This window comes from Nocardioides panacisoli, from assembly GCF_039537325.1.
In the GTDB taxonomy this organism is placed as follows: domain Bacteria; phylum Actinomycetota; class Actinomycetes; order Propionibacteriales; family Nocardioidaceae; genus Nocardioides; species Nocardioides panacisoli.
This window is the reverse complement of record NZ_BAABAH010000018.1, coordinates 50,266-63,010: the sequence shown is the minus strand read 5'-3', so window position 1 is coordinate 63,010 and position 12,745 is coordinate 50,266. Positions and strand designations below refer to the sequence as shown.

The window sequence follows — 12,745 nt, the reverse complement described above, 5'->3', positions numbered from 1 at the left end:
GCGGACCGGCCCCGTACGCTTGCCGCCCGTGGCGAGTGGGAAGCGGAAAGCGGGCGCGATGGCGACGGGCCGCGGGGCCGGGGCGAAGGCCTCGAAGACCCCGAAGACGCCGAAGCAGCGGCTGTTGTGGCTCCTCAAGTGGGCCTCGATCGGGTTCCTGGTGATGATCCTGGTCGCCGTCGGGGGTTTCGTCGTGCTCTACAAGAGCATCGACATCCCGAGCCCGAACGCGGACTACCTGACCGCGACCACGCACGTCTACTACGACGACGGCAAGACCGAGCTCGGCGACTTCGCGATCCAGCGCCGCGACCCGATCGAGTACGGCGAGATGCCGCAGAACATCAAGGACGCGGTGGTCGCCGCCGAGGACCAGAGCTTCTGGACCAACAAGGGCATCGACCCCAAGGGCATCCTGCGCGCGGCGTTCAACGACGCCTCCGGCGGCAGCACCCAGGGTGCCTCGACGATCACCCAGCAGTACGTGAAGATCCTCTACCTCACCCAGGAGCGCTCCTGGAAGCGGAAGGTCAAGGAAGCGATCCTCTCGCTGAAGATCCAGAAGCAGCTGTCCAAGCAGGACGTGCTCGAGGGCTACCTCAACACCATCTACTTCGGCCGCGGCGCCTACGGCATCCAGGCCGCTGCCCAGGCCTACTTCCAGGTCGACGCCAAGGACCTCTCGCTCAAGCAGGCGGCGGTCCTGGCGGCCGTCCTCAACGACCCGAACGACCTCGACCCGAGCAACGGCAAGAAGGCGAAGATCGCGCTGAAGCAGCGCTACCAGTACGTCCTCGGCTCGATGGCCAAGCTCGGCACCGTCGACTCGGGGCGGGCGGCCAAGTCCGAGAAGCTGCTTCCGCCCTTCCCGAAGCAGGAGCCGAACGACACCTACGGCGGCGAGAAGGGCCACGTGCTGCAGATGGTGAAGCAGCAGCTGCTCGATCTCGGCTTCAGCGAGGAGGAGATCGAGGGCGGCGGGCTCAAGGTGACCACGACGTTCACCCAGAAGGCCATGGACGCCGCGGCCGAGGGCGTCGACGAGCAGCGTCCCGACGGAGCGGAGTTCAGCGACAAGAACCTGCACGTCGGCGTCGCCACGGTCGAGCCGGGCACCGGCGCCGTGCGCGGCATCTACGCCGGCCAGGACTACCTGCAGTCGCAGCTGAACTGGGCGGTCGAGGGGGGTCAGGCCGGCTCGACGTTCAAGCCGTTCGCCCTCGCGATGGCGCTGAAGAACGGGTGGTCCCTCAAGGACACCTTCGACGGCAACTCGCCGTACACGGCCCCGGACGGCACCGAGTTCGTCAACGAGCAGGACACCGACTACGGCTCCGCGGTCAGCCTGCTGAAGGCGACCGAGGACTCGATCAACACCTGCTACATCGACCTGACGCTCTCGACCCCCGACGGCCCGCAGAAGATCGTCGACACCGCCGAGGACATGGGGATCCCGCCCCTGAAGAAGCCCGCGAACGCCTACGGCTTCCCGTCCTACACCGAGGGCCTCAACGCCAACGCGCAGGTCGCGCTCGGGTCGCAGACGGTGAGCCCGATCAACATGGCCAACGGCTACGCGACGATCGCCAACGGCGGCGTGGCGGCCGATCCCTACATCATCGAGAAGGTCGTCGACGCGGACGGCAAGACGCGCTACCAGCACAAGGTCGACACGCACCGCGCGATCTCCGCCGACGTGGCGGCCGACGTCTCCTACGCCCTGCAGGACGTCGTGAAGTACGGCACCGGCACCGCCGCCCTGGGGCTCGGGCGGCCCGCCGCCGGCAAGACCGGTACGGCGACCAACGGGCTCGACCAGGTGTCGTCGGCCTGGTTCGTCGGCTTCACGCCGCAGCTGTCGACCGCGGTGATGTACGTCCGCGGCAAGGGCAACGAGCAGCTCGACGGCTGGCTGCCGGAGTACTTCGGTGGCTCCTACCCGGCGCGCACCTGGACCGCGATCATGCTCAAGGACATGGAGGGCCTGCCGGTCGAGGAGTTCCCGCCGGCGGCGAACGTCGACGGGACGGCGCCCACGACCGGGCACGCGCCGTACACGCCGCCGCCCTCGCCGACGCACCGGCCGTCGCCCTCGCACCCGACGACGACGAAGTCCACGCCGACGAACACGCCGACCCAGCCGACCGAGCCGACGGACACCGGGTCGAGCAGCGACGGCGGCGGCACGAGCAGCGCGCCCCCGTCGAGCTCGCAGCCGCCGGCCAGCACGCCGACCAGCAAGCCGTCGCGGACCCCGCACCAGCGCGGCCGGCGCCGGCGGCCCGCGGCCTAGGACCACGCCCGGATGACGCACGTCCACCCCACCCGGGACGACCGGGTCGTCGGCTCGCTGAGCGAGGTGGTCGGGGGACCGATGGGCGACCGCGCGACGTACCACTGGTGGTGGAGCCCGGTCCGGGTGCTGCTCGTCCTGGCCGCGATCGGGTTCGCGCTCGGCCTCGTGCAGAAGGCGCCGTGCTCGATCGACACCGACCACGACCAGAACTGGGCCTACTCCCACATGTGCTACACGGACCTGCGCCCGCTCTACGTGCCCCGCGGGTTCGCGGAGCTGGCGTGGCCGTTCTCCGACGACGAGCAGACCCGGGCACGCTACGAGGTGATGGAGTACCCGGTCGGTATCGCCTACTGGGCCTGGGGCACCGCGTGGGTCACGCACTGGCTGGACGGGTCGCCCGACCTCGACGAGCGCTACCGCACGCCGGTCGACCAGCTCGGGGGGATCCCGGGCGTGCAGCGCGAGACCTCGATCTTCCAGCTCGTCAACGCCGTGGGGTTCGGCGCGCTCGCGCTGCTGAGCGTGTGGCTGCTCGCCAAGGTGAACCCGCGCCGACCCTGGGACGCAGCGGCGTTCGCGGTCTCGCCGACGCTGGTGCTGACCGGGCTGATCAACTGGGACCTGCTCGCCGTGGTGTTCGTCGCGGGTGCGCTGTGGGCGTGGTCGCGCGATCGTCCGGTGCTGACCGGTGTGCTCATCGGTCTGGGCACCGCGGCGAAGCTGTACCCGCTCTTCCTGCTCGGCGCCGTGCTGGTGCTCTGCATCCGGCAGCGGAGGTACGTCGCCTGCCTGCTCGCCTTCGTGTGGGCCGGGGTCGCGTGGCTGGTGGCGAACGCTCCTGCGCTGCTGACCGGCCGCGACCAGTGGAAGGTGTTCTGGGAGTTCAACTCCAGCCGGGGCGCCGACCTGGGTTCGGTGTGGCTGGTGATCGACCAGGCGGCGAACACCACGACCTCGGCGCACACGATCAACGTGGTCTCGTGGGTGTTCTTCGGGGCGTGGTGCGCCGGCGTCCTGGTGCTCGGGCTCGTCGCCCGCCGCAGCCCCGGGGCCGCGGACCCGCGGCTCGCACAGCTCGGGTTCCTGATCGTCACCGGGTTCCTGCTCGTCAACAAGGTCTACTCGCCGCAGTACGTCCTGTGGCTGCTCCCGCTCGCCGTCCTCGCCCGGCCGCGCTGGCGCGACCAGATCGTGTGGCAGGCGGGCGAGGTCTTCTACTTCTGCTGCGTGTGGTGGTACCTCGGCGGCTACCTCAACCCGACCGGCGGCGGTGACGTCGGCTTCTACTGGGTCGCGATCGCCGTGCGGGTCCTCGCCGAGCTGTACCTGGTCGGCGTGGTCGTCCGCGACATCCTGCGGCCCGACCGCGACCCGGTGGTCGAGCTGGTCGAGGGCGCTCAGCCCTCGATGACGACCCGGTCGAAAGCCGTCGCGGTGTAGCGCACCCGCACATCGACGGTCTCGCCGACCTCGGGCACCCGGCTGCCGTGGGGCAGGAACAGCATCGACGCCTGCATGTGGGGTGGCTCGGCGAACAGCCGCTGCTTGCCGTCGATGGAGTACGGCGACCGCACGAACCCGATCGCGTCGAGCCCACCGCGGGCGAGGGTCGCGGCCCGTGCCTTCACCGACATCTCGCCGGTCGGCGCCTCCAGCCCGATGCCGTGCGCGGTGCCGCCGCTGACGACGAGCAGGTGGCCGGACTTGGGCACGGTGCGACTGCGGTAGCCGAACGCGTCGCCGCGCTCGACCTCGTGCACGTCGAGCACGGTCGCGGTGACCCGGAGGGCGTCGCGGTCGCCGAGCCAGAGCTGGGTGCCGATCCGCGGCCGGAAGCTGAAGTCGGGGTAGGTGTCGCGGAGCGCCGCGAGCTCGGCGTCGGTGAGGTGACTGACCCAGATCGTCGTGCCGGCGCGGGCCGGGAGGTCGGCGGCGACGACGTCCACCAACAGCCGGTTGACCTCGCCGAGGTGCGAGCCGTGCTGCAGCGGAAGGTGCAGGGCGACGCCCTCGACGTGCGCCCCCGGGTGCCCGCGGACCAGACCGCCCGCGTCCCACAGCTCGCGGCCGGTCATCCCGTGCCGCTGCATGCTGGTGACGTGCTCGAGCACCAGCCGGGCCTCGGGGTCGCGGGTGAGCAGCTCGCACAGGTCGGCGTACCTGCTGACCGTGTGGACGACCCGGCGCCGCAGGCCCGGCTCGGGGAGCTCGACCCACGGCCGCCACGGCGTGAGGACGAGCAGGTCGCCGTCCCAGCGGGAGGCGACCTCGGGCAGCTCGTCGTAGGTGCCGACGGCCAGCGCGGTGACGTCGTGGCCCCGGTCGCGCAGCCACTGCGCCCTGCGGGCGAGCCGGCCGAGCGTGAAGCCGTAGCCGTTGCCCTTGGCGACGGGAACCAGGCCGGGATGCGCGGCGGCCACGGCCTCGAGGTGGCTGCGCCACCGCGGGCCGTCGACGGTGAGGGTGAGGCTCATCGCGCTACCGCCGGGCGAGGTAGATCTGGAACGCCTTGTAGAGCGCCCGGTTGATCGGCAGGTCCCACTCGCCGGCGTACTCGACGGCCTCGCCGCCGGTGCCCACCTTGAACTGGATCAGCCCGACGTGGGAGTCGTCGGCGTCGAGGGTGTCGGTGATGCCGCGCAGGTCGTAGACCGCCGCGCCGGCGGCGATCGCGTCGCGGATCATCTCCCACTGCACCGCGTTGGAGCCGCGGACCTCGCGCTTCTCGGTGGAGGAGGCGCCGTAGGAGTACCACGCGTGCTCGCCGACCCGGACCGCGAGCGTCGCGGCGACCAGGTCGCCCTCGTGGCGGGCGAGCCAGACCTTGAGCCGGTCGGGGGCGTCGGCGTTCAGGGCGTCGTACATCGTCTCGAAGTAGGCCAGCGGGCGGGGCGTGAAGTGGTCGCGCTCGGCGGTGTGGACGTAGAGGTCGTGGAACGCCTTGAGGTCCTCCCTGGCATGTTCCGGTGCCGACGCCCGGACCTCGACGCCCTCCTTGGCCGCCTTCTTGATGTTGCGGCGCCAGAGCTGGTTCATCCCCTTGAGCACGTCGTCCTCGGTGCGCGCGGTGCCGTCGGCGTCCCGGAGGGGGATCTGGAAGACGAACTGCGGCTGCCCCGCCGCGAATCCGCCCTCGACGCCCTGGTGGCGCCAGCCCAGGTCGCTCAGCTGCGCGACCACCTTGGCGCCCTCGGCGGAGCGCTCGGTGGGAGGGACCTGGCCGAGCAGGCGGACGTCGGGATCGGCGATCCCGTCCTTGACCTGCGCGGCGGACCAGCGGGTGGTGACGACCGGCGGCCCGATGCGTACGGCGAACGCCCCCTCGGCCTTGAGGTGCCGCACCAGCGGCGTCAGCCACTCCTCGAGCCGGTCGGCCGACCAGTCGAGGACCGGGCCCTCGGGCAGGTAGGCCAGGTAGCGCTTGAGCCGCGGGAGCTTGCGGTAGAGGACCAGCGCTGCGCCCGCCTGCTGCCCGTCGTCGCCGAAGAAGCCGAGCGACTCGTTGCGCCACACGCTCTTGACCCGTGCCCACCCCGGCGTCTGCAGGAAGCTGGCCGACGGGATCGAGTCGAGGTAGTCGCGGTGCTCGGTCGGGGAGATCGGGCGCACGCTCGGCATGGGGGTCAGGCTATCGGGCTGCAGGTTTCCCAAGGGATGCAGGGAAACCTGCACTTCCCGTTGGTTGTGCGTCCTGGGAGGCGCAGCCTTTCCTGCATCCCTTGGGAAAGCTGCAGCTCTCGCGGCCGGGTCGTCAACGCAGGCGTGCGGCCTGCCGCCGGTCGAGCTCGGCGACGAGGTCCTCGCCGATGGCACGCAGCGCCTCCTTCATGCTCGTGCCTCGAGCGAGGGCGAGGCGGGTGCCCTGGACGATGACGGTCACGTTGCCGACCCGGACCAGCAGGCCGGTGCCGTTCTGCTTACCGTCCCCCCAGGCGGCCTGGTCGCCGAGCCCGGGGAGCGGCGCCAGCGGGGGGAGGTTGTTGGTCCCGCTCGCCTTCACCGTGTTGGCGAAGGTGTGCTCTGCCACGTCGACGGGGTCGAGGTCCCCGTCGGCGGTGCTGGCGAACGCGGCGGTGCTGAGAAAGGCGTCGGTGTCGACGTCGAGGAGGGCGCAGTCGGCGCGGTAGCCGCCGCGCCCGGCACGGATCCCCACGGCCTCCAGGGTCGCCGGCCGCAGGCCGGGACAGAGGTCCGCGGCGTCGGCGGGGGTGTAGTCGCCGTCGCCGAGCCCCGCAGCCGCGTCGAGGTCCGACTGCGGCACGCCGTCGTCGGGAAGGGTCAGTGCCACGAGCTCGTCGTCGACCGGTGTCACCAGGACGTCGCCGACGACCTCGGCGGTCGTCGTGGACAGCAGCAGGGCCGCGGTGTCCACGCCGGCCGCTCCGAGGACGATCGGCTCCTCGGGGTCGTCGGGATCCACTGCCCGGACCACCGTCCCGCCACCGGTGAGCGGGTCACCGGACGTCTCGACCGTGACCAGGCGCCCGTCGTGCGTCCCGACCACGGCCTCGGAGGCGTGGAGCACGGCGTACGGCGCGAGCCGCGCCCGGTCGCCGTCCCAGGCGTCGACGACCGGCGCGCCGCCGTACTGGAGGAAGAGCGTGCCGTCGAGCACCTCGTAGCCGCCGAGGTTGGGGTAGCTGACGTCGATCTCCCGGCCGCTCGGCACCGCCTCGCGTCCGGACAGGTCCATCACGTGGTTGCCGACGTCGTTGGTGTGGGCCGCGACCAGCAGCGGGCGGTCGTCCACGATGTCGAAGACGTCGGTGTTCACGCCGCCGGCGACCTTCCGTACGAGCCGGCCGGAGTCCTGGTCGTAGACCTCGAAGTCCTGGTGCGACGTCGGTCCGGAGGCGACGACGACCAGGACACCGTCGCTTGCCGCGGAGCCGGGCCCGAGCCGGGGCAGCGGCCTCCCGGAGCGCAGGTCGAACCGGTAGGCGCCGTTCGAGGCGTCGGCGGCGACGACGACGCGGTCGCCGACAGACACGTCCTGCAGGTAGACCTGGGACCCGGTCTCCCAGCGCCCGACGATCTTCCCGGCCCGGGTGTCGACGGCGACGACCGTCCGGCAGCCCCGGCCGAGCGCCACCGCGCCGACGCCGTCGGCGTTGACCTCGCGGGAGATCGCGCACACCTTGCCGGGCAGGTCGACCACCGAGCGGCGCTCGCCGGTGCCGGCGTCGTACGTCGTCACCGCGCTGGTCACGATGCTCACGTCGCCGTCGCCGCTCCACAGCGCGTCGCCCCGGCTGTCGTCGACCTCGTCGAAGGGCGTGCCGGCGAAGGCCGCGTGCCAGGCGACGTCGAGGGGTGCGACGACGGGCGTCGACGCGGAGGACCCGGTCCGCGGCTCGGCCGCGGGGTCGCCGGAGCTGCAGGACGAGAGGGCCAGCACGCCGGCTACGAGCACCACCGGGACACGGAGCATGCGCGGGTCCTACCCGCCCGAGGGGGACGGCGAAACGCCGGGCGGGGAGGTGCGGAGCCAAGATTGCAAAGAAATGTTTGCAAACACTCCTTTGCGGTCTTAGGGTCAGCACGTGGACATCACCTCGATCACCCCGACGCCGGCGATGCTCAAGGCCCTCACGCACCCGGTGCGCGTGCGGCTGCTCGGCCTGCTCCGGGCCGAGGGCCCGGCGACCGCGACCACGCTGGCGACGCGGCTGGGCCTGAACACCGGCGCGACGTCCTACCACCTGCGCCAGCTCGCGCAGCACGGGTTCGTGGAGGACGACCACGAGCGCGGCAACGGCCGGGACCGGTGGTGGCGGGCGGCCCACCAGGCGACGCGCACCGAGACGCCGCCGCCGGGCGACCGCGAGGCCGAGGAGACCTTCGACGCCTACGCCCAGGCCGTCGCCGTGGTGATGACCGAGCAGCTGCAGCGGGCGGTGGAGGAGCGGCCGGTCCTGCCGGAGGAGTGGCGCCGGGCCTCGACGCTGAGCGACTGGGGGCTGCGCCTGACGGCCAAGCGGGCGCGTGCGCTCCTCGAGGCGATGGTCACGGTGATCGAGGAGACCGAGGAGGACGACGCCGACGGTGAGGGCGTCGAGGACTTCGTGGTCCAGCTGACCGCGTTCCCGCGGCCGGGGCGGCTGGGCGCCGGGCAATGAGGCGGCCGCTCTACGGGTGGCTGGCGGGCGAGACGATCTCGCTCGTCGGGACCCGGGTGTCGATGATCGCGCTCCCGTGGTTCGTCCTGACCACGACCGGGAGCCCCGGCCGCACCGCCCTCGTCGCACTCGCCGAGACGCTGCCGATGGTGCTGCTGAAGGTGCTGGGTGGACCGGTGATCGACCGGATCGGTCCGCGGCGGGTGGCCATCACCTGTGACGTCGCCAGCGTGCTGGCGGTCGGGGCGGTGCCCGCCCTGCACGAGGCGGGGGCGCTGCCCTTCGGGGTGCTGCTCGCGCTCGTGGCGGTCGCCGGCGCACTGCGCGGCCCGGGCGACGCCGCCAAGCACGCGCTCGTACCGATCATGGCGCGCGACGCCGACGTGCCGATGGAGCGCGCGACCGGGCTGATCAGCACCGTCGAGCGGACCTCCTCGATGCTCGGGGCTGCCGGGGCGGGGCTGCTGGTCTCCCTGGTCGGGCCCGCGAACGCGCTCGTCGTCGACGCCCTGAGCTTCGGCGTGTGCGCCGCCGTCGTGTGGTGGGCGACCGTGGGGCTCGGCGGTCCGGCGGTGGACCCGGAGGACGCGGCGGCGGCGGGGACGCCGTACCGCCGCCAGCTGCGGCAGGGCTGGGACTTCCTGCGCGGCGACCGGATCCTGCTCGGCATCGCGGTGATGGTCGCGCTGACCAACCTGCTCGACGCGGCGTACGCGTCGGTGCTGATGCCGGTGTGGGCGAAGCAGGGGCACGCCGGTGCCACGGCGCTCGGCCTCGTCTTCGCCTTCTGGAGCGGCGCCTCGGCCCTCGGGTCGATCAGCGCGGCGGCCTGGGCGACGCGGATCCCGCGCTACAGCGTCTACCTGGTCGCGTTCCTCGTCGCGGGGGCGCCGCGCTTCGCGGTCTTCGCGTTCGACAGCCCGCTGTGGCTGATCGGCACGGTGGTCGTCGCCGGCGGATTCGCGTCCGGGTTCATCAACCCGGTGATCGGGGCGGTGGTCTTCGAACGGATCCCGGCGGGCCTCGTGGGCCGGGTGTCGTCGCTGACCACCGCGATGTGCTTCGCGCTGCTGCCCTTCGGGGGCCTGCTCGGCGGCGGCCTGATCAGCGGCTTCGGCCTGGCCGTCGCGATGCTCGTGACGGGCGCGGCCTACTTCGTGGTGACGATGTTCCCCGCCGTCGACCCGCGCTGGCGCGAGATCGACCGCCGGCCCGCCGAGGTCGCCGCGGCCGCCTAGAGGCGCTCGCGCAGCCAGTCGAAGTCGGCGACGTGCTCGGCCGCGCCGCCGGGCGTCTCGCAGACGACCGGCGCCCCGGCGTCGCGGACCACCTGGGCGAGCAGGTCGGGCTCGATCCGGCCGGCGCCGAAGTTCGCGTGCCGGTCGGCGCCGGAGTCGAAGTCGTCGCGGCTGTCGTTGCAGTGCACCAGGTCGATGCGCCCGGTGATCTTGCGGACGTCGTCGACGATCGTCTCGAGCGGGTTCCCGCCGGCGTGGGCGTGGCAGGTGTCGAGGCAGAACCCCACCATGTCGAAGCCCTCGGCCTTGGAGATCGCCTCCCAGACGCCGGCGATCCGGTCGAGGTAGCGCGTCATCGCGTTGGTGCCGCCGGCGGTGTTCTCGATGAGCAGCGGCAGCTTGAGGTCGGTCGCCTCGACGGCCTTGCGCCAGTTGTCGAAGCCCTTGGCCGGGTCGTCCTCGTCCTGGACGTGGCCGCCGTGGACGATCAGCCCCTTGGCGCCGATCTCGGCCGCCGCGTCGACGTGCTGCTGCAGCAGCTTGCGGCTCGGGATCCGCTGCCGGTTGTTCGTGGTGGCGACGTTGATCAGGTAGGGCGCGTGCACGTAGAGGTCGACGCCCGCCGACTCCGCGTCGGCGCGCAGCTTCTCGGCGCCGCCCTCGTAGGCCAGCACCGGTCCCTTGTAGCTCTGCGGGTTGCCCAGGAAGAACTGGACCAGCGGCGCCTGGCGCGCCTCGGCCTCGGCGATCGGGTCGGTCTGCTCGACGTGGGCACCGATCGGGATCTCGCTCATGGCACCCAGACTAGGAGCGTCCGTGGACAGCTGCGCTCGCAGCACCGGTCATCCGTGGGGACGAAAACCTCCGGAGTTGCGTTTGGGCAGGCCCCCGCGGGCCTAGCATCCGGGCCATGAGCACGCTGCGCGTCGAGGCCGGTGGCCGGTCCTACACCTTCGAAGAGCCTCGGGTCGTGACGATCGGGCGTGCGCCCGAGAACGACATCGTGCTGCCGGGGGCCGCTGCCTCGCGACGTCACGCCGAGATCCGCTCCGAGGGCAACGGCTGGTCGGTCGTCGACGTCGGCAGCAGCAGCGGCACGTTCGTCAACGGGACCCGGGTGAGCGAGGTCCGCGTGAGCGGCCCGACCTCGGTGCGGTTCGGATCGGTCGACGGCGACGAGATGACCCTGGCCGTCGAGGGCGCGGCACAGCAGCCGCCGTTCCCGGCGCCTGCTCCGCCCGCCGCGGGAGCGCCGATCAACCTCGAGCAGACGGTGCTGCCCGGCCGCGGGCCCGCTCCGGGTGCGCCGGGTCCCTACGGCGCCGTCGTCGCGGGCCCCGGGATCCTGGTCCGGATCGGCAACGAGTCCAAGCGCTTCGCGGCCGGCACCACCGTCCGCATCGGCCGCGACCCCGCGGGCGAGGTCGTGCTCGACGACCCGTCGGTCTCCCGGCTGCACGCGACGCTGGAGATGCGCGGTCGCGACTGGTGGTACGTCGACCGCTCCACGGCCGGCACGTTCGACGAGGAGGACCGCGTCACCCAGCGCAAGCTCGGGGACGAGCCGACGATCCTGATGCTCGGCCACCCGACCGCCGGCGCCGAGATCGAGCTGGTGCCGATCGTCGCCGCGGGCGAGGCGCAGCGCGCGCTCGCGAGCAAGAAGCGCAAGCGCACGGCACTGATCCTGACGTCGATCGCGGCGGCCTTCGTCCTCGTGCTCGGCGGGCTCGGCCTGGTGTGGTGGCTGAGCGGGGACGACGAGAAGAGCTCGGCGACCGACGCGGGCTCCCCGGACCACAACGGCCTCAGCGCCGCGGCGCTCGACCGCGCCAAGCAGGCGACCGTCCTCATCATCGCGCTCGACGCGAACGGCGAGGTCCTCGGCAAGGGCTCCGGCTCGATCATCAGTCCCGACGGCAAGATCCTCACGGTCGCCCACGTCGGCGACCCGCACGCACCCGGGGCGCTGTTCCCGGACAGCGACCCGGCACCGGCGGCGTTCCAGATCGCCCTCACCTCGTCCGAGGACGACAAGCCGGCCGACCCGGAGTACACGGCCCAGGCGGTCGCCTCCGACGGTCCGCTCGACCTCACGATCATGCAGATCACCGGCGACGCGGACGGGAACCCGATCGACCCGGCCGACCTGAAGCTCCCGGCCCCGCTGCCGATCGGCGACAGCGACGCCGTACGCACCGGCGACAACGTCACCGCGCTCGGGTTCCCCGGCGTCGCGCACGTCGCGACGACCGAGGGCTTCACGCAGAACGCCCTCACCGTGACCCGTGGCGTCGTCTCCACCTTCCTCGGTGACGAGCCGATCGACGACGAGCGCGCCTGGATCGACAGCGACGTGCGGATCGGGTCCGGCAACTCCGGCGGCCCGTCCATCAACGACGACGGCGAGATCATCGGCCTCAACGACAACGTCGTGACCGAGGGAACCGTCGGCAAGACCGGTGCCGGCGGCAGCTTCACCGGCGGGTCCGCGCGGATCCGCCCGGTGAACTTCGCGCAGGGGATCCTGGACGCGGCCGACTCCGGCTCCACCTACACCTCGCCCTTCCTGGACTCGATGGAGGAGATGCCGACCGACGTGCCGGCGTCCGCGACCGTCACCTCCGCGGGGTGGAGCCCCGACGGCAAGGGCAACTGCCAGGGCTCCAGCAGCCTCGACGACCCGCAGGCCGCGCCGAAGAACCAGGTCCCGGCCGGGTCGACGATCTACGCCGAGTACGCCGTCACGGGCGTCGAGGACGGCACGCCGCTCTCGGTGACGTTCCTCGCCGTCGACGGCCGGACCGAGCTCGGCAGCCTCGAGGACCGGTGGAGCTTCGGCACCGACGACACCTGCATCACGGTCCCGTTCACGCTGGCGAAGAAGCTGCCGGGCGTGATCGCCGAGCTCACGATCGGGTCCCTGACGACCGACGACCCGCTCGTCTTCCAGTAGCCCCCTCCGACAGCATCTCCAGCAGCACCGCGGATTCGGCGGTCGGCGTACGCCGTTGCTAGCCTGTCCTGTCCGCCGCGCCACCCGGTGTCGGCGTACAGCGAAGCCCTCCTGCTGCGGAACGTCCGCAGCC

General features: G+C 72.2%; 9 protein-coding genes. 5 read left to right on the top strand and 4 right to left on the bottom strand.

Annotation, left to right across the window (positions count from 1 at the left end):
* The first annotated feature begins 28 nt into the window (after positions 1-28).
* Both ABD709_RS19090 and ABD709_RS19085 read left to right on the top strand, forming a co-directional pair.
* Positions 29-2,293 (top strand): transglycosylase domain-containing protein, encoded by a 2,265-nt coding sequence (locus ABD709_RS19090; RefSeq protein ID WP_344778433.1) that lies wholly within the window; start codon positions 29-31, stop codon positions 2,291-2,293.
* A 12-nt stretch (positions 2,294-2,305) separates the two neighbouring features.
* Positions 2,306-3,739: a glycosyltransferase family 87 protein gene (locus tag ABD709_RS19085; protein ID WP_344778431.1), complete on the top strand. Its 1,434-nt coding sequence runs from the start codon at positions 2,306-2,308 to the stop codon at positions 3,737-3,739.
* On the opposite strand, the gene ABD709_RS19080 is transcribed toward ABD709_RS19085, so the two are convergent.
* The 3 genes from ABD709_RS19080 to ABD709_RS19070 all read right to left on the bottom strand — a co-directional run bounded on the left by ABD709_RS19080 (position 3,697) and on the right by ABD709_RS19070 (position 7,730).
* Positions 3,697-4,773: an alanine racemase gene (locus ABD709_RS19080; protein WP_344778429.1), complete on the bottom strand. Its 1,077-nt coding sequence runs from the start codon at positions 4,771-4,773 to the stop codon at positions 3,697-3,699. The genes ABD709_RS19085 and ABD709_RS19080 overlap by 43 nt on opposite strands.
* A 4-nt stretch (positions 4,774-4,777) precedes the next feature.
* Entirely contained in the window at positions 4,778-5,917 is a 1,140-nt protein-coding gene (locus tag ABD709_RS19075) for a lipid II:glycine glycyltransferase FemX (RefSeq protein WP_344778427.1), read from the bottom strand.
* Positions 5,918-6,050: 133 nt separating this feature from the next.
* Positions 6,051-7,730, bottom strand: a complete 1,680-nt coding sequence (locus tag ABD709_RS19070) for a PQQ-binding-like beta-propeller repeat protein (protein WP_344778425.1) — start codon at positions 7,728-7,730, stop codon at positions 6,051-6,053.
* Between the two features lie 112 nt (positions 7,731-7,842).
* Here ABD709_RS19070 and ABD709_RS19065 point away from each other — a divergent pair, with 112 nt between their 5' ends.
* Together ABD709_RS19065 and ABD709_RS19060 are read left to right on the top strand one after the other, a co-directional pair.
* Entirely contained in the window at positions 7,843-8,418 is a 576-nt protein-coding gene (locus ABD709_RS19065; protein ID WP_344778423.1) for a helix-turn-helix domain-containing protein, read from the top strand.
* Positions 8,415-9,656, top strand: a complete 1,242-nt coding sequence (locus tag ABD709_RS19060) for an MFS transporter (protein WP_344778421.1) — start codon at positions 8,415-8,417, stop codon at positions 9,654-9,656. Before ABD709_RS19065 ends, ABD709_RS19060 begins: the two co-directional genes overlap by 4 nt.
* Here the strand turns inward: ABD709_RS19060 and ABD709_RS19055 are convergent.
* Positions 9,653-10,450 carry a deoxyribonuclease IV gene (locus tag ABD709_RS19055; protein ID WP_344778419.1) on the bottom strand — a complete coding sequence of 266 codons (798 nt, stop codon included), beginning with the start codon at positions 10,448-10,450 and terminating at the stop codon, positions 9,653-9,655. The genes ABD709_RS19060 and ABD709_RS19055 overlap by 4 nt on opposite strands.
* Before the next feature lie 116 nt (positions 10,451-10,566).
* On the opposite strand from ABD709_RS19055, the gene ABD709_RS19050 reads away from it, so the two are divergent.
* Positions 10,567-12,612 (top strand): FHA domain-containing protein, encoded by a 2,046-nt coding sequence (locus ABD709_RS19050; RefSeq protein WP_344778417.1) that lies wholly within the window; start codon positions 10,567-10,569, stop codon positions 12,610-12,612.
* The last annotated feature ends 133 nt before the right edge of the window (positions 12,613-12,745 follow it).

Bases quoted from the DNA above. Each gene is read 5' to 3' on its own strand.
- ABD709_RS19080 (WP_344778429.1), bottom strand. From the start codon at position 4,773: ATGAGCCTCACCCTCACCGTCGACGGCCCGCGGTGGCGCAGCCACCTC.
- ABD709_RS19060 (WP_344778421.1), top strand. From the start codon at position 8,415: ATGAGGCGGCCGCTCTACGGGTGGCTGGCGGGCGAGACGATCTCGCTC.
- ABD709_RS19070 (WP_344778425.1), bottom strand. From the start codon at position 7,730: ATGCTCCGTGTCCCGGTGGTGCTCGTAGCCGGCGTGCTGGCCCTCTCG.
- ABD709_RS19085 (WP_344778431.1), top strand. From the start codon at position 2,306: ATGACGCACGTCCACCCCACCCGGGACGACCGGGTCGTCGGCTCGCTG.
- ABD709_RS19050 (WP_344778417.1), top strand. From the start codon at position 10,567: ATGAGCACGCTGCGCGTCGAGGCCGGTGGCCGGTCCTACACCTTCGAA.
- ABD709_RS19055 (WP_344778419.1), bottom strand. From the start codon at position 10,450: ATGAGCGAGATCCCGATCGGTGCCCACGTCGAGCAGACCGACCCGATC.
- ABD709_RS19075 (WP_344778427.1), bottom strand. From the start codon at position 5,917: ATGCCGAGCGTGCGCCCGATCTCCCCGACCGAGCACCGCGACTACCTC.